At 62.7% G+C, this 17,663-nt stretch carries 19 protein-coding genes; 13 read left to right on the top strand and 6 right to left on the bottom strand.

Going from position 1 to position 17,663, the window contains the following annotated elements; all coding sequences use genetic code 11:
• Positions 1-17 precede the first annotated feature (17 nt).
• From PM04_RS08875 to PM04_RS08860, 4 genes are all read left to right on the top strand, one after another.
• Positions 18-1,199 carry a VWA domain-containing protein gene (locus PM04_RS08875; RefSeq protein ID WP_038005783.1) on the top strand — a complete coding sequence of 394 codons (1,182 nt, stop codon included), beginning with the start codon at positions 18-20 and terminating at the stop codon, positions 1,197-1,199.
• Positions 1,196-1,978: an XdhC family protein gene (locus tag PM04_RS08870; protein ID WP_038005782.1), complete on the top strand. Its 783-nt coding sequence runs from the start codon at positions 1,196-1,198 to the stop codon at positions 1,976-1,978. The genes PM04_RS08875 and PM04_RS08870 overlap by 4 nt, the downstream gene beginning before the upstream one ends.
• A gap of 163 nt (positions 1,979-2,141) precedes the next feature.
• Positions 2,142-2,594 (top strand): CoxG family protein, encoded by a 453-nt coding sequence (locus PM04_RS08865; RefSeq protein ID WP_038005780.1) that lies wholly within the window; start codon positions 2,142-2,144, stop codon positions 2,592-2,594.
• Complete coding sequence (locus PM04_RS08860; RefSeq protein ID WP_052068343.1) at positions 2,587-3,522, top strand: XdhC family protein; 936 nt, start codon at positions 2,587-2,589, stop codon at positions 3,520-3,522. Before PM04_RS08865 ends, PM04_RS08860 begins: the two co-directional genes overlap by 8 nt.
• A 63-nt stretch (positions 3,523-3,585) precedes the next feature.
• On the opposite strand, the gene PM04_RS08855 is transcribed toward PM04_RS08860, so the two are convergent.
• The 3 genes from PM04_RS08855 to PM04_RS08845 form a co-directional block, all read right to left on the bottom strand.
• Complete coding sequence (locus PM04_RS08855; RefSeq protein WP_038005779.1) at positions 3,586-5,076, bottom strand: heme biosynthesis protein HemY; 1,491 nt, start codon at positions 5,074-5,076, stop codon at positions 3,586-3,588.
• 9 nt (positions 5,077-5,085) lie between these two features.
• Positions 5,086-6,378, bottom strand: a complete 1,293-nt coding sequence (locus PM04_RS08850) for a COG4223 family protein (protein ID WP_052068344.1) — start codon at positions 6,376-6,378, stop codon at positions 5,086-5,088.
• Between the two features lie 93 nt (positions 6,379-6,471).
• Positions 6,472-7,173, bottom strand: coding sequence for a uroporphyrinogen-III synthase (locus tag PM04_RS08845; RefSeq protein WP_038005777.1), 702 nt, complete (start codon positions 7,171-7,173; stop codon positions 6,472-6,474).
• A gap of 78 nt (positions 7,174-7,251) precedes the next feature.
• On the opposite strand from PM04_RS08845, the gene tsaD reads away from it, so the two are divergent.
• The 5 genes from tsaD (at position 7,252) to pyrF (ending at position 10,782) form a co-directional block, all read left to right on the top strand.
• Entirely contained in the window at positions 7,252-8,331 is a 1,080-nt protein-coding gene (gene tsaD / locus PM04_RS08840; RefSeq protein ID WP_038005776.1) for a tRNA (adenosine(37)-N6)-threonylcarbamoyltransferase complex transferase subunit TsaD, read from the top strand.
• Positions 8,328-9,275 (top strand): NAD(P)H-dependent glycerol-3-phosphate dehydrogenase, encoded by a 948-nt coding sequence (locus PM04_RS08835; protein WP_038005775.1) that lies wholly within the window; start codon positions 8,328-8,330, stop codon positions 9,273-9,275. Before tsaD ends, PM04_RS08835 begins: the two co-directional genes overlap by 4 nt.
• A gap of 4 nt (positions 9,276-9,279) precedes the next feature.
• Positions 9,280-9,549: a YciI family protein gene (locus PM04_RS08830; protein ID WP_038005773.1), complete on the top strand. Its 270-nt coding sequence runs from the start codon at positions 9,280-9,282 to the stop codon at positions 9,547-9,549.
• Positions 9,528-9,965: an EVE domain-containing protein gene (locus PM04_RS08825; protein WP_081946002.1), complete on the top strand. Its 438-nt coding sequence runs from the start codon at positions 9,528-9,530 to the stop codon at positions 9,963-9,965. The genes PM04_RS08830 and PM04_RS08825 overlap by 22 nt, the downstream gene beginning before the upstream one ends.
• A 100-nt stretch (positions 9,966-10,065) precedes the next feature.
• Positions 10,066-10,782: an orotidine-5'-phosphate decarboxylase gene (pyrF, locus tag PM04_RS08820; RefSeq protein WP_038005770.1), complete on the top strand. Its 717-nt coding sequence runs from the start codon at positions 10,066-10,068 to the stop codon at positions 10,780-10,782.
• A gap of 80 nt (positions 10,783-10,862) precedes the next feature.
• Here the strand turns inward: pyrF and PM04_RS08815 are convergent, their stop codons facing one another.
• Positions 10,863-11,138, bottom strand: a complete 276-nt coding sequence (locus PM04_RS08815) for an NfeD family protein (protein ID WP_052068345.1) — start codon at positions 11,136-11,138, stop codon at positions 10,863-10,865.
• On the bottom strand, positions 11,135-12,028 hold the full coding sequence (locus tag PM04_RS08810; protein WP_038005768.1) for an SPFH domain-containing protein: 894 nt from the start codon (positions 12,026-12,028) through the stop codon (positions 11,135-11,137). Before PM04_RS08810 ends, PM04_RS08815 begins: the two co-directional genes overlap by 4 nt.
• Before the next feature lie 96 nt (positions 12,029-12,124).
• On the opposite strand from PM04_RS08810, the gene PM04_RS08805 reads away from it, so the two are divergent.
• The 3 genes from PM04_RS08805 (at position 12,125) to PM04_RS18185 (ending at position 15,355) form a co-directional block, all read left to right on the top strand.
• Positions 12,125-13,381, top strand: a complete 1,257-nt coding sequence (locus PM04_RS08805; protein ID WP_038005767.1) for a DNA polymerase IV — start codon at positions 12,125-12,127, stop codon at positions 13,379-13,381.
• A 9-nt stretch (positions 13,382-13,390) separates the two neighbouring features.
• Positions 13,391-14,533, top strand: coding sequence for a succinyl-diaminopimelate desuccinylase (gene dapE, locus PM04_RS08800; RefSeq protein ID WP_038005765.1), 1,143 nt, complete (start codon positions 13,391-13,393; stop codon positions 14,531-14,533).
• A gap of 474 nt (positions 14,534-15,007) precedes the next feature.
• Complete coding sequence (locus PM04_RS18185; protein WP_052068346.1) at positions 15,008-15,355, top strand: thermonuclease family protein; 348 nt, start codon at positions 15,008-15,010, stop codon at positions 15,353-15,355.
• A 44-nt stretch (positions 15,356-15,399) separates the two neighbouring features.
• Here the strand turns inward: PM04_RS18185 and PM04_RS08790 are convergent, their stop codons facing one another.
• Complete coding sequence (locus PM04_RS08790) at positions 15,400-16,833, bottom strand: aldehyde dehydrogenase family protein (protein ID WP_038005763.1); 1,434 nt, start codon at positions 16,831-16,833, stop codon at positions 15,400-15,402.
• Between the two features lie 114 nt (positions 16,834-16,947).
• Between PM04_RS08790 and PM04_RS08785 the strand changes: the two genes are divergently transcribed.
• Entirely contained in the window at positions 16,948-17,601 is a 654-nt protein-coding gene (locus PM04_RS08785; protein WP_038005762.1) for a peroxiredoxin, read from the top strand.
• The last annotated feature ends 62 nt before the right edge of the window (positions 17,602-17,663 follow it).

The raw sequence follows: 17,663 nt of genomic DNA, 5'->3' as shown, positions 1-17,663 counted from the left end.
ATACAGGGCGGCGCGGCATGACCCGCGTCACCAAATTCGCGGGCCGCGATCCGGGCCCGGCTGCCCGCATGGCTGGCTTTATCGCCCACTTGCGCGAGAACGGGTTGCGGTTGGGCGTGGCAGAGGCCGACACCGCGATGACCGCCCTGACCCATGTGGATGCAACATGGCCGGACCAATCGCGCCGCGCCCTCAAGGCCGTGTGCACCGGCTGCAAGGATGAGGCCGAGCGGTTCGATGCCCTCTTCGACGCCTTTTGGCTGGATGCGGGGCGCGTGCGCACCAAAACCACCCCCACCCTCAAGGCGCCCAACAGCGACGATATCCACTCCTCGCGTCAGGCGCAGGGGCAGGACGCAGGCGGCGCGGGCCAATCCACCGCCCCCGATGGCGGCGACGGCGAAGCTGATGCCGACGGTGAGGGCAAGCTGATCGCCACCAAGGTCCGCAACCTGATGCGCAAAGACCTGCGCGACATGGTCCGCCCCGAAGACATCGCCGAGGCCGAAGAGGTCGCCCGCCGCCTCGGTGCTGCCCTACGGGATCGCCGTTCGCGTCGGCGGATTGCGGCGCGCAAAGGTGACCGTATTCATTTTCGCAAAACCATCCGCGCCAGCCTCGCCACCGGGGGGGAGCCCGTCAAAATCCTGCGCAAAAAGCGCCCAGACCGCACCCGCAAAATCGTGGCCCTGTGTGATGTGTCCGGTTCGATGACTGTCTACGCACAAGTGTTCATGGCCTTTCTTGCGGGCCTGATGCGGGCCGATACACAAGCTGATGCCTATCTGTTTCACACCCGCCTTGTGCGCATCACCGAGGCCCTGCGCGACCGCGACGCGATGCGCGCGATTGGCCGGATGTCACTGATGGCGGATGGCTTTGGCGGCGGCTCTAACATCGGGCCTTCGCTTGAACGCTTTGCCGACACATATGCCAAACGGTTTGTGGATGGCCGCAGCGTCGTGATGATCCTGTCCGATGGGTATGACACCGCGCCGCCCGCCCACATCAGCGCCGCCCTCGCCAAGATCAAAAAGCGCGGCGCGCGGGTGATCTGGCTGAACCCGCTCAAAGGCTGGGCGGACTACGCGCCCGTGGCAACTGGTATGGCCGCTGCCCTGCCCCATCTTGACCTGTTCAAAGCCGCCAATACCCTCGGCGATCTTGCCGCCCTAGACCGGGAGCTCGCGCACCTATGACGTTCTTCGAAACCCTTCCCAGTGACATGGCCGAGGTCGTCACGGACCTAAAGCGCGGTGATCACCCCTTCGCCTTCGCGACGATCGTGCGCACCGCAGGCGCCACCGCCGCCAAACCCGGCGCCAAGGCCGTGCTCAGCGCGGATGGCACTATTCTGCGTGGTTGGCTTGGAGGTGGCTGCACGCGCGGCGCGGTCAAACGCGCGGCCCTAGAGGCACTGCAAAGCGGGCAACCTCAGTTAATCTCGGTCGCGCCCGAGGAACTTCTGGCCGAAAAGGGCGTGGCCCCTGGGGATGAAATCGAGGGCACGCGGTTTGCCCGAAATGGCTGCCCCTCCAAGGGCAGCATCGATATCTTTATCGAACCCTATCTGCCCGTGCCGCAGCTAACGGTGATCGGCGCCTCACCCGTGGCACAGGCCCTCTCGCGATTGGCGTCGGAGTTTCAGTGGTCCGTCAGCCCCGACATCGCCGAAACCCACCCCGCGCGCAAAAAGATCATCGTGATCGCGACCCAAGGGGCCGGTGATCTGGACGCCCTGACCCGAGCGCTAGAGGCGACACCAGACTACGTGGCCTTTGTTGGAAGCCGCCGCAAATACGCGTCCCTGTCCGAAAAACTGGCCGCAAAGGGCATTGATCCCGCTGCCATCGCAGCCGTCAAAGCTCCTGCTGGCCTTGATATCGGCGCGGTCACACCCGAAGAAATCGCACTGTCCATTTTGGCCGAACTCGTCGCCGTGCGCCGTGCTGCTCTGCGCGACACCACCCCGGAATGACACTGCCCCCGAACCCACCCCTTTTTCCGACCACGCAGGAGATCGAAATATGTTAAGATTAAAAGACCTCTTGTCCCGCTTGCGGCGTTCATGCCTCATGACACCTGAGCAGTCGGACCAAATCGCTCGTATCAAATTTCCCTGCTGCTAATGAGGACACGCAATGGAACTCTCTGACGAAATCACCATCAACGCCCCCAAAGACCAAGTCTACGCCGCGCTGAACGACCCCGAAATCCTGCAACAATGCATCCCGGGCTGCGAAGAGTTGATCAAACATTCCGACACCGAGCTGGAGGCCAAGGTCCTGCTGAAAATCGGCCCCGTAAAGGCGCGGTTTGCGGGCAACGTTGTGCTGGATACCACGGGCGCGCCGGATGCGTTTTCGCTGACCGGTCAGGGCACAGGCGGGGCCGCGGGCCACGCAAAAGGCGGCGCGGATGTGACGCTCACTGCCGATGGTGACAGCACGATCCTACGCTATGAAGCCAAGGCCGAAATCGGCGGAAAGCTTGCGCAACTAGGCAGCCGCTTGATTGTCAGCACGTCCAAGAAACTGGCATCTAAGTTCTTTACAAAGTTCGCCGAAGTCGTGGACACCGAAACCGTTGGCTGAACCCATCGACTATATTGAGCAGCCTGCCGATGTGATCGCGCAGGCCGCTCGCCTGATTAAGGCCGGCACACGCTTTGCGCTGATCACGTCGGTCGAAATTCAGGGCGGCTCCGCGCGGGAATTGGGCTCACTCGCTTTGGTTGAGGCAAGCGGCCGAATGGTCGGCTACTTGTCGAATGGCTGCATTGATCGCGACATCCAATTCCAAGCCCAAGAGGCTTTGCACACAGGCACCAGACGGCTGCTGCACTACGGGGCAGGCTCGCCCTATCTGGACCTCAAACTGCCCTGCGGCGGCTCGCTCAAGGCGGTGATTGACCCCGCGCCGGACCATGCCGCCATCATGGACGCACACACGGCATTGCAGGCCCGCAAACCCGCCGATCTGACCGTGACTTTGCCTGAGGGCGCAGGCCCTCGCACCTTTAGCTATACTCCCAAGTTTCAACTGATCCTCGCCGGGCGCGGCGCCGTTTTTCGCGCAACCGCCAAGGCCGCTCATGCCGCAGGGTTTGAGATCGGCGCGCTGTCTCCCGACCCCGAAGACCTAGAGGCCATCGCCCCTTTCGTGACCGCCCATAGCCACAGCCTCAGCTCGCCAGAGCACGCGCCCGCGATGGACTACATCGATGAACACAGCGCATTCCTGACCCTGTTTCATGACCACGATTGGGAACCTGCCCTTCTGGAACAAGCCCTGCGCACCGATGCCGCCTTTATCGGTAGCTTGGGCAGCACGAACGCGATGTCCTTGCGGATGATGTTGCTGCGGGAAAAGGGCGTGTCCGAGACACAATTGACCCGCCTGCACGGCCCCATTGGCACGATCCCCTCCCTGCGGGACGCCCAGCTGATCGCGATTTCTGCAATCGCCGAGGTCGTCACGCATATGCCCCGCATCATCCACCGCAACCAACGCGCCGCTTAACCACCGGACACAAAAAAGCCGCCCCTGCGGATCGCACCGGGGCGGCTCTTGATCGTACTCGGCCTAGCGAGTGGTTGCTGGCTCAGGCTCCTGCAAGGGGGTCGCTTCGCCCTCCACCACCGCGTCCTCAAGCTCAGGCGCATCAACCACCTCAGGCTCATCCGCGGCCTTGTTTTCAAGGGCACCCACGATCAGGGGCAGCATTTCCGTGTTCAACGCGGGCGCGTCACCGGAAGTCTTGGGCTCGGTCCATGCGAGCGTATCAAAGCTGCCGCATTCGTCACACAACGGCCCCCAAACGCCCTGCACATTGCCGCAAGCGTCACAGCACCACTGCGGCCCGCGCGATACCGTCAGCGCCCGTGCCAGCCAGCCGCGCACGACCACATCGTCCGCGCCTTCGCCCCGCTCAATCGCGGCCATAAGGGACAGGGCGCGGGTGGTTGGTTGGCTCTCGGCGATGTCGCCCATCGCACGGCGCGCTGCGGCAAAATCCTCTGCCGCGATCTGCAATTCGGCCTCCAGCAGCTTGGTCTCGGCATGGCCGGGCAACAGCTTTAGCAGTGGGGCAAACCGTTTGATCCGCGCTTGTGGCGTCTCATCGGCGGCGATCTGGGCAAAGGCCGCCGCAAGGTCGGGATGCGGCTGGGATTTCCACGCAGCCTTAAGCACCTTGGTCGCCGCACGTGCGTTGCCGCTGTCGATATGCATCCGCGCAGCCATAACAGCTGCGGGCACCAAATCGGGCGACATGCGGTTCGCCTCTAGGCTTTCGGCTCGCGCGCTGTCGGTTTTACCCTGCGCCAAGGCATCCCGCGCCGAGGCCAGCGCCAAAACCGCTGAGCGCCGCTTGTGCACATCCTTGGGCAAGGAACCGGATTTCAGCTTGGCCGTTAACGTCTGACGCGCGCCGACCCAGTTTTCGTCCTGCGCCTGTAGCTTTAACAAAACGTCCTGCGTTTCGGTGTGGCGCGGCTTCAGCGCAAAGGCTTTCTCCGCCAGCTTCATCGCCTTGTCCGTCTGTCCCGCCGCCAGTTGCTGCGACAGCAATCCACGCACGCCGACGAACCGCGTGCGGTCCTCTTGCAGCAGGCGTTTATACGCGGTTTCTGCCGTCAGCGCGTCGCCCGCACCTTCGGCGGCCTGGGCCGTCAAAAGGGTCGTCAAATCAGGACGGCGCAGCAGGCGTTCGGCCTTTTGCGCCTTGGAAATCGCGGTCCGGTGATCACCTGAGGCCAAGGCCATCATCCCATCCGACAACGCCTCATACCCGCGTTTTTCCCGGTTCCGGTCAAAATACCGCGACAGCGCCGTTTCGTCCCCGTTGATGAACCGCAAAAGCGCCACCAACAGGCCAGCGACCTTCAACAGCAACCACATACCCAGCAACAAAACCGCCAACGAGATCACCGCAATCAGCGGCGGCAGCGTGTATTCCGTGCCCAAAAGCACAATGCGGATGTAGTCGCTAGAGGCGATCAAGAACTCCGCCCCGAAGGCCAGCGCGCCGACCAAAGCCACAAAGACGAGTATTTTCAAAAGGGTCCAAAGCATGGCAGATCCTTAATTTGCGGCTTCAAAATCAGAAAGAGCGGTGGCGGCGGCGGCGCGGGTTTGCGCGGCGGTTTGCCATTCTGCCAGCGGGGCCTGCGCGGCCTCTGGCAAGGCGGCGATCTCGGTCAATGCGGTGCCCCAATCGGCGGCGCGCACAGCGGCCTCGGCGCGGGACAGAACCGCATCGGGGTCATCCCCTTCGCGCGGGGTCACGGACCGTGCCCCCACTTGTTTTTGCACAAACGCTAGGATGCTGCCCGCCGCATCCCCTTCGGCTGCGGCAGCCCGCGCCGCCGCAAGCGATGCGCGCGACAGATCAGGAAAGGCGTTTTGCAGGCTTTCGGCGGTGGCAACCCCATCGGCGGCAACAGCGCTCAGCGCGTCTGGCACATTTTCAAGCGTGTCGAGGGCGGTCTCAAACGGCTCACCCGTTTCCAGCGCCGTGCGCACGACCTGCAACGCGGCAGCCCTTTGCGCGGCACGTGCCGCATTCAGCGCCTCGGTCTCAGCGTTCGCAAGGCCCTCGGCCTGAAGCGACGCCATGCGCTGCATATCGGCGGTCAAAGCAGCACTTGCTGCCTGTTGTTCCGCCAAAAGCGCGCGCAGATTGGCAAAATCACCCTCGGTGATCCCACTGTCATCCCCCACGGGGCGCGCCTCGAGTGCTGCAATTCGCGCCTCCAACTGCGCAAGCTGTGCGGTCAAATCTGCGGCCGTTTGTTCAAGCGGCGTAACATCCGGCACCACAATCGCGGCGGCGGCATCACTGGCTGTCTGGGCTTGATCCTGCGCCTCAGCAGCGCGGGCATCCGCCTCCCCCACGCTGGTTTCAAGCGCAGCCACCTGCTCCTGAAGCGCCACGACGGCCGCGTTCTCTTGTGGCATCAAATAGGTCGGCACCGCGTAGCCAAGGCCCGCCGCAATCACACCGCCCAACAAAAGCGGCACAAATCCGCTCTTCTTTGGCTCAGGCTCGGGGGTCGGTGGCGCTGGTTCGGGCGCAACATCGGCCTCAGCGGTCTCAATCTCGGGCGTCTCAAACTCTTCAAGCTCAAGCGCCTCAACATCTTTTACTTCGGAACTCTCGTCCACCGGCTCAGCATCAGCCGGTTCAACATCTTCAACCGTTTCGGCCACAGCCTCATCGGTCACATCAAGGACCTCATCGGCACTCACCGCGTCCTCAATCTCAGGCATATCCGTGCTCTGACTGGGCTCAGGCACCTCAACCGCTTCATCCGCGATTTCGGCTTCTTCTACGTGCGCCTTCTCTGAGGCCTTTGATTTAGACGACTTCGCCACGACTGACGGACCCCCTCCGAAGTGTACATGCGCAGGTGTCACCAAAAACTGACACCTACCGAGTCATGAGCTTAGTCCGCTTCGGTTAAGGTCTCAAGTGACGTGGCGAGAGGTCAGGCAATTTGCCACTTCTTTACGCATTGCATCCCCCGTCGGGGCCGCCGCGATGCGCAAATCAGCCGCCTGGATATCCGCCGCCGCCTCCGCCACCGCCTCACTCATGGCGCAGACAAAAAGCGTGGCGCGCAAGGACGTTGGCAGGGCCTTGGCCAAAATCTCTGCGGTTCGGGGCGAAAACAACGGCACACATATTGCGCCCTCCGCCCCCAATACCCCAAGCGCCTCATCGCTCAGGGGCTGCGCCACTTGGTCATAGATGCAATGGCCCGACACCCGCAGGCCCCGCGCCTGTAACCGCCCCACAACATCGCCCCGCGTGAACCGCCCGTGCAGGTGGACCACCGGGCCCGGCTCCGCCACCAACACGACCAACGCATCGGCCGTTTCGGCAACGCCCGCGACCTCAAACCCCAAGGTTTGCGCCGCCGCAGCCGTGCGCGCACCAACACACCACGCCCGCCCCACAGCCCCGCCGCCCAGCGCGGCCCACGCCGTTACACCCGCCTCAGAGGTGAAAATCACCGCATCGCCATCTGCCAAATCGGGCAACGGCCCGTGCGGCGCGATCCGCAACAACGGCGACACAACGGCTGGCACCGCGCGGCCCATAGTCGCCTCTAGCCCCGCCAAAAAGCGAGCCGAGGCCAAGGCAGGACGCGTCAAAAGCAAATGCAAGCGGGTGTCTCCGTTTGGGGCCCATTGTCAGCGCGGGGTCCCGATGTTACCTGCCCCTAGGCTGACCGAAGGAGGCCCATGGCACAAGTGCTGACAGTTCTGGGGCTCGAAAGCAGCTGCGACGACACCGCAAGCGCGGTCGTCCGCTTTGGCGCGCCCACGCCCATCGCGTCGTCGATCGTGTATGGCCAAACCGCCTTGCACGCGGAATTCGGTGGCGTTGTGCCCGAAATCGCGGCCCGCGCCCACGCCGAGAAAATCGACCTCGCCGTAGAGGCAGCACTGCAAGAAGCCGACATTACCCTAGGCGCCATCGACGCCATCGCCGTGACCGCAGGGCCGGGCCTAATCGGCGGCGTTTTGGCGGGCGTTATGTGCGCCAAGGGCTTGGCCGCGACGCGCGGCTTGCCGCTGATTGGGGTCAATCACCTTGCGGGGCACGCGCTGACCCCGCGCATGACCGACGGCATCGCCTTTCCCTATGTCATGCTGCTGGTATCCGGCGGACATTGCCAGTTTTTGCGGGTTGATGGCCCTGATGATTTCACCCGTTTGGGCGGCACGATTGACGACGCCCCCGGCGAAGCGTTTGACAAAACCGCGCGTATTCTGGGTCTTCCGCAACCTGGCGGCCCATCGGTTGAGGCTGCGGCCCAATCCGGTGACCCCGAGGGCTTTGCCCTGCCCCGGCCCCTGCTGGACCGCCCCAATTGCGACATGTCCTTCTCGGGCCTCAAAACGGCTGTTCTGCGTGCCCGCGACGCAGTGATCGCGCGTGACGGCGGCCTGCATGAAGCCGTGCGCGCCGACCTGTGCGCCGCCTTCCAAGCCGCCGTGCGGGACGTTCTGGTTGCCAAAAGCCACCGCGCATTGGCCCTGTGCCCGGATGCCACGACCTTCGCGGTGGCCGGTGGCGTCGCGGCCAACCAAACCTTGCGTGCCGGGCTGACCCAGCTGGCGGATGAGGCGAACTTGCCGTTCTGCGCCCCGCCCTTGCGGCTGTGCACCGACAACGCCGCGATGATCGCATGGGCGGGCGCGGAGCGTTTGGCCCTTGGCGCGCGCGACGACATGACCCTAGCCGCACGCCCCCGTTGGCCGCTGGACACCACCAGCCCCGCCCTTCTGGGATCGGGCAAAAAGGGGGCCAAGGCATGAAGATCGGCGTTGTGGGTGCTGGCGCATTTGGCACGGCCTTGGCCGTATCGCTCGCAGCTAACGGCCCTGTTTGGCTTTGGGGCCGCGCGGGTATGGTGGCTGTCGCCGCATCCCGCACGACCCCGCGCCTGCCCGGCATTACCTTGCCAGAGGCAGTCCATATCACAGGTGATATCAACGACTTGGCGGGCTGTGACGTGCTATTGCTCGCGATGCCCATGCAGGCGTTGGCCGATACGCTGCCAACGCTTTCCGGGCTGTCGGCGCGTTATGCGGTGGCATGCTGCAAGGGGATCGACCGGACCCGGCTGACCGGCCCGGCCGAGATTATCGCAAGCGCGTGGCCCCATGTGACCCCAGCGGTCCTGTCCGGTCCCAGCTTTGCCGCCGACATCGCGCGCGGCTTGCCCACCGCGCTCAGCCTTGGATGCGCCGATGAGACCGCCGGATCTAAATTGCAGGACGCACTGTCCACCCCGACGCTGCGGCTTTACCGCACCACGGATGTGACAGGGGTCGAACTGGGCGGCGCCCTCAAGAACGTGATTGCGATTGCTTGTGGCTGTGCGATGGGCGCGGGTTTAGGCGAAAGCGCGCGGGCGGCGTTGATGACGCGCGGGTTTGCAGAAATGCAGCGCTTTGCGGCCCATGTCGGCGCGCAGCCCGAGACGCTTCAGGGCCTGTCCGGCTTTGGCGATCTAGCGCTAACCTGCACCTCGGCGCAGTCGCGCAATTATACCTACGGACTTGCCCTTGGGGCCGGAACCACCCCCGCCCACGCCACAGTCGAAGGTCGCGCCACGGCCCAGGCCCTGCACACCCGCGCTGCAGCCGAAGGGCTGGACCTGCCGATCACCGCCGTGACTGCCGCGATTGTCACGGGTCAAATCACCGTCAAAGATGCTATGTCTCGCTTGCTCAGCAGGCGCCTAAAAGAGGAATAACCCCATGTTTTACGCTGTTATCTGCACCGACAAGCCCAGCCACCTAGAGGTTCGCCAAGCCAACCGCGCCGACCACGTGGCTTACTTGAAATCCACAAATGTCACGCAGGCCGGGCCGTTTTTGGATGCGAACGGTGATATGTGCGGGTCATTGGTGATTTTGGACGTGGCTGACCGCGCCGAGGCCGAAGCTTGGGCCGCCGCTGACCCCTACAAGCTGGCCGATCTTTTTGCTGACGTCCGAATTGAGGCATGGAACCGGGTTATCGGCTGATGGCGGCGCACTGGCTCTTTAAATCCGAACCCTCTGTTTGGTCGTGGACCGATCAAGTCGCCAAGGGCGATCAGGGGGAGGAATGGGACGGCGTGCGCAACTATCAGGCCCGCAATTTCATGCGGGCCATGGCGATTGGGGATTTGGGCTTTTTCTACCATTCGCAGGACCAAAAAGCAGTGGTGGGCATTGTTGAGGTCTGCGCCCTTGCCCACCCCGACAGCAGCACGGATGACCCCCGGTGGGACTGCGTGGACATCCGCGCAAAGACGGCACTGTCCCGGCCCGTCACGCTTGCGCGGATCAAGGCCAACCCCGCACTCGCGGACATGGCCTTGGTGAAATCGCCGCGATTGTCCGTCCAGCCCGTGACCCCAGAAGAGTGGGCCGAGGTCCTGCGCATGGCCGAGGCGTAACGTATACATTAATGTATACATTGATTTGGGCGCCACTTCACTGGACAGCACCCAGCGCGGCGGCGTAGGAGAGCGGCGACCTGATCCCGGAGCCGATGCCATGACCGACCAAATCCAAACACCCGCCGATGACCGCCTGATTGTGGCCATGGACGTCCCCAACGCGCTGGCAGGTTTGGCCTTGGCTGAGCGGTTGGGCGATGCAGTGTCGTTTTATAAGATCGGCTTGGGCATGTTGACCGGCGGTGGCCTTGCCTTGGCCAATGAGTTGAAGGACGAGCACGGCAAGAAGATCTTCCTTGATATGAAGCTCTTTGACATTTCGAACACGATCGAAGCCGCGGTGCGTGGTTTGGCACAGTTCGATATCGATTTTCTGACGGTGCATGGTGATCCGCATGTGGTGCGCGCAGCCAAAGAAGGCGCGGCGGGATCGAACCTGAAAATTCTTGGGGTGACGGTGCTGACGTCGCTGGACCGAGCGGATTTGGACGCCTGCATGATCAAAGACGGAGCGATCGGCGATTTGGTCGTGGAACGCGCCGGGCGGGCCCTTGAGGCCGGTGCCGACGGGGTGATCGCATCACCCCACGAGGCCGCATTGATCCGCGCCCTACCCGAAGCCACAGGCCGGTTAATCGTGACACCCGGTGTGCGGCCTGCGGGCGCGGCCTTGGGCGATCAGAAGCGGGTGGCGACGCCTGCCTCCGCGATTGGGGATGGGGCCGACCACATAGTCGTAGGCCGCCCGATCCATACGGCCGTTGACCCGCGTCAGGCCGCACAGGCGGTTGTTGAGGAATTGCGGTCCATTTAGGGGTCTGAGGGGGCGTTGGGGGCGCTGCCCCCGGCCCGAGCGGGCCTCCCCCGGGATATTTTCAAACCAAAGAGGCGCGGCTAGTCGTTGATGTCGTAGTCGAAGGTTTTGGGTTTATCGCCTTTGATCCGGAACATCAGGCGTAGGCCGATCCAGCCCGCCAGTGAAGCAATGGCGAAGATAGCCATCAGCGCGGGCAGGCCAAAGCCGGTTAGGACGCCGAGGCCGAGGCCCGCGCCGACCAGCCCCGCCCCGATTGCGAAGCCCAGCAGAACGAACGCGGGCGCTAGCATTTCGAGGATGCCGAGGATGATCGCCGCGACGATCCAGATCCACCATGTAGCCCAAAGCATCATGTGCGGCCCCGAAGCATTTTGAAGGCTTCACCGAAGGCATCCATTGCGGAGGCCGGGACGACCACGGTTTGGGAGCCTTGTGACGCGCCCAGTGAGGTCAACGCTTCTACCTGTTTGAGGGCGACTTGGTATTGCGCCGCCTCAAGGCCGTTTTCCTTGATGGCGTGTGCCACGACTTGGGTCGCGTAGGCCTCAGCATCGGCTTGGACGCGGCGGGCTTTGGCAGCTTGTTCGGCGGCGTAGAGGTCTGCGTCGGCGGCGAGTTCGACGGCACGGCGCGCACCCTCAGCCTCGGTCACGGCGGCGCGGCGGGCACGTTCGGCGTTGAGCTGTTGGAGCATCGCGTCGCGGGTGGCTTGGTCGAGGTTCACGTCCAGAAGTTCGGCGCGCGTGACCTCAATGCCCCAGTCGTCGACGGCGGTTTCGACCGCGATCTTAATCTCATGGATGAGGCTTGAGCGGTTGGCCTGCACGTCGTCCAGTTCCATCTTGCCGATTTCGGCCCGGACGATGCCCGCGACAGTCGTGGCGATGGCGGCATCCACGTCACGGATGCGGTAGACGGTGCGCTCAGGCTCGGTGATGCGGTAGAACACCGACGTTTCGACCTGCACCAACACGTTATCCGCGGTGATCGCGTCTTGGCTGGCGTTTGGCAATTGGCGTTCGAGGATCGAAATCCGGTGCGCGACCTTGTCAAGAAACGGCACGATCAGGTTGATCCCTGGCCCAAGCACCGACCGAAGGCGGCCGAACCGCTCGACCACGTGCTTTTCGGACTGGGGCACAATGCGCACGCCCAGCAGGATCGTCGTGATAATAAAGCCGGCCAGCACGATCCAGACCGCGTTGTTTCCGACAAATCCCAATAAGATATCTTCAATGTTCATAATGCTCTCCAACACTGCCCCAAGGTCACATATAGGGCGTTCGCCCCCTTTGCGGAACCCATTGATGCGCGAGGGTTGTTGCGGGTAGATTGCCCCATGCCCACCCTTTGTCGTGATTGTTTGGCCCAGTTGGATGCCGCGCCCCGGCGGTGCCCCACATGTGGCTCACCCCGGTTGCTGTCGCACCCGGAGCTGTGGGATTTGGGCATCGCGCATATGGATTGCGACGCGTTCTATGCCAGCGTCGAAAAACGCGACAACCCGGAGTTGGCCGACAAGCCCGTGATCATCGGTGGAGGGCGGCGGGGGGTTGTGTCCACGGCGTGCTACATCGCCCGGATCAAGGGCGTACGGTCCGCGATGCCGATGTTCCAAGCGATGAAGCTATGCCCCGAGGCTGTGGTCGTGCGGGGACGGATGGAGGTCTATGTCGAAGTCTCACGCGCTGTGCGGGCCTTGATGGAAGAACTGACCCCTGAGGTAGAGCCGCTGTCGTTGGACGAAGCGTTCATGGACCTGACCGGTACGGCGCGGCTGCATGGTGCCCCGCCTGCTGTTATGCTGGCGCGGTTGGTCAAGCGGATGCGCGAAGAGATCGGGATCACCGGCTCTATCGGATTGTCACACAACAAGTTTCTGGCGAAAATCGCCTCGGACCTTGATAAACCGCAGGGGTTTGCGGTGATTGGCGCGGCGGAAACGGATGCGTTTTTGCAGGACAAACCGGTGCGGATGATTTTTGGCATCGGTCCCGCCGGGCAAGAGGCGTTGGAGACTGCGGGTATCCGCACTTTCGCGGATCTACGCCGCTGGGATCGTGCCGATCTGGGGGCGCGATTTGGCAGTATGGGGGACCGTTTGTGGCACCTGAGCCGAGGACAGGACCCGCGCAAAGTCTCATCCCGTGCGCCGGTCAAGTCGATCTCGAATGAAACGACATTTCATGACGATACGGCGGATGGTGACGTGTTGGATGGCCATATTTGGCGGCTGTCCGAAAAGGTCAGCGACCGAGCTAAGGCCAAGGGCATTGCTGGGCGGGTCGTGACGCTAAAGCTAAAGACGGCGGATTTCGCATTGGTCACCCGGCGGCTTTCGTTGGGGGATGCCACGCAGATGGCCGACCGGATTTATCGCACGGCGAAGGGGCTGTATGATGCGGCGGGCCTGCGTGGGCCGTTTCGGTTGTTAGGGGTGGGACTATCCGATTTGGAACCCGCAGAGGGCGCAGACCGCACCGGCGATTTGTTGGACCCTAACGCGGGCAAACGGGCCGACGCGGAGCGGGCCACCGACAAAATCCGCGCGCGTTTTGGTGAGGGGGCTATTCTCAAGGGCCGCGCCTTGCGCTAGGCAGGCGCTATGATTGATCCCGTTGACCTGACCGCCCGCCTTGTTCGCTGCCCCTCGATTACGCCAGAAGAGGGGGGCGCGCTTGTCTTGTTGCAAGACCTATTGGAAGAGGCAGGGTTCAGCTGCACCCGCGTTGACCGGGGCGAGACCTCAAACCTATTTGCGCGTTGGGGCGACAAGGGTCACACGCGCACGTTTGGCTACAACGGGCACACGGATGTTGTGCCCTTGGGCGACGTGAATGAGTGGACCAAGCCACCATTTGGCGCAGAAATCGAGGACGGCTGGCTATATGGGCGCGGTGCAACGGATATGAAATCCGGCGTGGCGGCCTTTGTCGCGGCAGCGGTAGAATTTGTGCGCGACACCCCGCCTGAGGGCGCGCTGATCCTTGCGATCACCGGGGACGAAGAAGGCCCCGCGACAGATGGCACCGTGGCCCTGTTGGATTGGATGGCGGCGCAGGGCGAGGCGATGACCGACTGCCTCGTCGGGGAGCCGACGTCATCCGCGGACATGGGCGACATGATGAAGATTGGGCGGCGCGGCTCGATCTCTGCGTTTTTTAGGGTGACCGGCACACAGGGCCACGTCGCATATCCGCATAAGGCATTGAACCCAATGCCTGCTTTGGTCACGTTGATGGACCGGCTGAGCCGTCATGAGCTGGATCAGGGCAATGCGCATTTTGATCCCTCAACACTTGCGGTCACGACGATCGACACTGGTAACACTGCGACCAACGTCATCCCGGCTGAGACCCGGGGCACCGTCAACATCCGGTTCAATGACATCCACACCAGCGCGTCGCTGACTGATTGGCTGCAATCAGAAGCGGACAAAGTGGCGGCGGAATTTGGCGTGGGCGTTGCGATGACGACCCGGGTGTCTGGCGAAAGTTTCCTCACGCCCCCCGGGCCACTGACGGATCTGGTTGCGCGAGCAGTACAACGCGAAACCAACCGCGTGCCCGTGATGTCCACGGGTGGTGGCACGTCGGATGCGCGTTTTGTGATGCGCCATTGCCCCGTCGTGGAGTTTGGCCTTGTAGGGCACCGGATGCACGCTGTGGATGAGCGTGTTCGCGTGGAGCAGATCAGCCAACTCAAGGGCATCTATACCTCGATCCTGCGCGACTATTTTTCAGGCTAGTTCTTACCACGCACGCTCTTTAGATATCTCATTGAGATTTAACTAGGGCGAGCGTGCAGGCGAGTGCTACGTTCGACTGGCATGGCACATTGTGCCCAAAGCCAGTCGGAGACGCCATTGGACCCGTTATCGATAGCACTCAGCGTAGCATTCGCGCTTGGCTTAATAGGGATCATTCGGAGCCTGCGATCCGGCAAAGCGCCCCCACCGCCGCAGAATAGCGCCCCCAGTCCCAAGGCGGAGCGCCCCATAGGGCCAAGCACGCCGGACCCCATATCGGTTGAACCACCCGCTGTGTCTGCCCCCGCAGAGACGGTTGCGATAGAAACATCGCAAGTCAAAACACCGGCACCAATCCCGCCAAGATCCGCACCAATCAAGGTGACGGCCCCGGTGCAGCCTCGTGAAATCCTCGTCGGGGCGGCTTATGTTATTGATGGAGATAGTCTTCGGATAAAGAAGCGTGAGATCAGATTGTTTGGCGTCGACGCTCCGGAGTTTAATCACCCGCATGGCAAGACTGCCAAATGGGCTTTATTCAAGCTGTGCAAAGGTGAGCGGGTGCATGCACACATCATCGCCGAGGACGATCATGGCCGCTGTGTCGCGCGATGTACGTTGGACGATGGCCGCGATCTTTCGGCAGAAATGGTCAAGCTGGGCCTTGCGCTGGATTGGCCCAAGTTTTCCAATGGTCGGTATCGCGCACTAGAGGCCGATGGCTTGCGCCGCAAACTCTGGCTGGCGGACGCGTGTCAGAAGGGGCGGATGCACGTATGGGACGCCTATGAGGCGCGACAGCGGGATCGCGCAAAAAACTAGGGGCGCCGCATTGCGACGCCCCATCAAAAATCAAAATGTCTAGATCAGTCATCCCAGCCGGAGACTGCTTTGACCTCGGCGAACTCGTGCAGGCCCCATTTGCCCGCTTCGCGCCCATTGCCCGACTGCTTGTAACCGCCGAACGGGGAGCCTTTGCCAAAGCCCTTGCCGTTGGTTTCCACCATGCCGGACCGGACCGCGCGCGCGACGCGGCGACGTTTATCGGTGTCGGTGGTTTGGATGTAGTTGGTCAGACCGTAGGGCGTGTCGTTGGCGATCGCGATGGCCTGTTCCTCGGTCTCAAACGGGAGGATCGACAACACGGGGCCAAAGATTTCCTCACGGTAGATCGCCATGTCGGGGGTCACATCCGCAAAGACCGTGGGCCGCGCAAAGTAGCCGCGGTTCATGCCATCGGGACGACCCGCGCCACCCGCAACGAGGCGCGCGCCTTCGTTGATGCCGGTCTCGATCAGGCCCTGCACTTTGTTGAACTGTGCCTCGGACACGAGGGGGCCGATGTGACGGCCCGGATCGCTTGCCAAGCCAACTTCGGTTTCGTTGGCGGCTTTGGTGGCTTGGGCCACGGCTTCGTCGTAGCGGCTTGCTTCGACCAGCATCCGGGTGGGGGCGTTGCACGATTGGCCCGTGTTGCGGAAGCACCGCGCCACGCCATCAATCACCGCGTTCGCATCGGCGTCTGCAAACACGATGTTTGCGCCTTTGCCGCCCAGCTCAAGGCTGACGCGTTTAAGGGTGTCAGCTGCGGCCTTGGAGATCGCGATGCCGGCCCGCGAGGAGCCCGTGAAGCTGACCATATCCACATCGGGGTGGCACGACAGCTGGCTGCCCACGCCCGGGCCATCACCGTTCACAAGGTTGAACACGCCCGCGGGGACGCCAGCTTCTTCGAGGAATTCTGCGAACAGCAGACCCGACAGGGGCGCAACCTCGGAAGGTTTCAGTACCGCAGTGTTGCCCATCAGCAGCGCGGGCACCGCCTTGAGCACGATCTGGTTCATCGGCCAGTTCCAAGGCGTGATCAGCGCGCAAACGCCGATAGGCTCCAACAGGGTACGCTCGGATGGGGATGAGGCCAGAGGCGCTTCAAATTCGATCTCCGGCAGGGCTTCAAGGAAGCCATCCATGTGCCATGTGCCAGCACCGACCTGATTGACCTTGGCCAACTGCTGGGGCGCGCCCATTTCGCGGCTGATGGCATCTGCCATCTCATCGGCACGGGCGATGTAGATTTCGCGCACGCGCTCCATCAGCTTGACCCGCTCCGCGAGGGGGGTTGCAGCCCATGCGGGGAAGGCGGCTTTGGCGGCGGCAACAGCGGCGTCTGTGTCGGCCTGCGCACCCAGCGCGATGGTTTCCGTGACTTCCTCGGTTGAGGGGTCGATGACGTCCATCGTGGCATCGGTGCTGGGGGCCACCCACTCACCGTTGATGAAGAAATGTCGTGCGTGTTTCATGGCTAAACTCCCTGTTTGCGCGCGTTATGCCGCAGATAGCCGTTGGGGGCCTGTTGTGCCACGACGGAATGCTTATATTTCACGACAACAGCCAAATTTAACGAGGAGTTTCTCATGGGCTTGCGCATCAATCAGGTTGTGCCGAATTTCACGGCGGACACCAGCGAAGGCGAGATCAATTTTCACGACTGGATCGGCGACAGCTGGGCCATTCTGTTCAGCCACCCCAAGGATTTCACCCCCGTCTGCACCACCGAGTTCGGTGCCGTGGCCCAATTGGCCGATGAGTGGGAAAAGCGCGACACGAAGGTGATCGGGATTTCCGTGGACGGCGTTGAAGACCACCGCAAATGGAAGGGCGACATCGAGAGCTATGCGGGCGCGAAAGCAGGTTTCCCGATCATCGCCGATGAGGACCTGACCGTGTCCAAGTTGTACGACATGCTGCCTGAGGACGCATATTTGCCCGACGGCCGCACCCCCGCCGATAGCGCGACGGTGCGTTCGGTGTTCGTGATCGGCCCGGACAAGCAGCTGAAGCTGTCGATGACCTATCCGATGACTGTGGGGCGCAACTTTGCCGAAATCCTGCGCGCGCTGGACGGGTTGCAAGCTGGCCTGAAGCACGGTGTCGCCACGCCTGCGAACTGGGTCCCAGGTGAGGATGTGATCATCCCGCCGTCGGTTTCAAATGACGATGCAAAGGCCAAGTTCGGCGCGTTTGAGACGATCTTTCCCTACCTGCGGAAAACCAAAGACCCCAGCTAAGCGGGGGCTTTGAGCGAATTGGAAAAGGCGGCTCCGGTGGGGTCGCCTTTTTTGTGGGCGAA

The organism is Thalassobacter sp. 16PALIMAR09 (assembly GCF_000765485.1).
Taxonomy (GTDB): Bacteria; Pseudomonadota; Alphaproteobacteria; order Rhodobacterales; family Rhodobacteraceae; genus Thalassobacter; species Thalassobacter stenotrophicus.
This window is presented reverse-complemented; position numbering and strand designations above follow the sequence as displayed.

Coding starts and splice junctions, on each gene's coding strand:
- PM04_RS08875 (WP_038005783.1), top strand. CDS start 18: ATGACCCGCGTCACCAAATTCGCGGGCCGCGATCCGGGCCCGGCTGCC.
- PM04_RS08870 (WP_038005782.1), top strand. CDS start 1,196: ATGACGTTCTTCGAAACCCTTCCCAGTGACATGGCCGAGGTCGTCACG.
- PM04_RS08865 (WP_038005780.1), top strand. CDS start 2,142: ATGGAACTCTCTGACGAAATCACCATCAACGCCCCCAAAGACCAAGTC.
- PM04_RS08855 (WP_038005779.1), bottom strand. CDS start 5,076: ATGCTTTGGACCCTTTTGAAAATACTCGTCTTTGTGGCTTTGGTCGGC.
- tsaD (WP_038005776.1), top strand. CDS start 7,252: ATGGCACAAGTGCTGACAGTTCTGGGGCTCGAAAGCAGCTGCGACGAC.
- PM04_RS08835 (WP_038005775.1), top strand. CDS start 8,328: ATGAAGATCGGCGTTGTGGGTGCTGGCGCATTTGGCACGGCCTTGGCC.
- PM04_RS08830 (WP_038005773.1), top strand. CDS start 9,280: ATGTTTTACGCTGTTATCTGCACCGACAAGCCCAGCCACCTAGAGGTT.
- PM04_RS08825 (WP_081946002.1), top strand. CDS start 9,528: ATGGAACCGGGTTATCGGCTGATGGCGGCGCACTGGCTCTTTAAATCC.
- pyrF (WP_038005770.1), top strand. CDS start 10,066: ATGACCGACCAAATCCAAACACCCGCCGATGACCGCCTGATTGTGGCC.
- PM04_RS08815 (WP_052068345.1), bottom strand. CDS start 11,138: ATGATGCTTTGGGCTACATGGTGGATCTGGATCGTCGCGGCGATCATC.
- PM04_RS08810 (WP_038005768.1), bottom strand. CDS start 12,028: ATGAACATTGAAGATATCTTATTGGGATTTGTCGGAAACAACGCGGTC.
- PM04_RS08805 (WP_038005767.1), top strand. CDS start 12,125: ATGCCCACCCTTTGTCGTGATTGTTTGGCCCAGTTGGATGCCGCGCCC.
- dapE (WP_038005765.1), top strand. CDS start 13,391: ATGATTGATCCCGTTGACCTGACCGCCCGCCTTGTTCGCTGCCCCTCG.
- PM04_RS08790 (WP_038005763.1), bottom strand. CDS start 16,833: ATGAAACACGCACGACATTTCTTCATCAACGGTGAGTGGGTGGCCCCC.
- PM04_RS08785 (WP_038005762.1), top strand. CDS start 16,948: ATGGGCTTGCGCATCAATCAGGTTGTGCCGAATTTCACGGCGGACACC.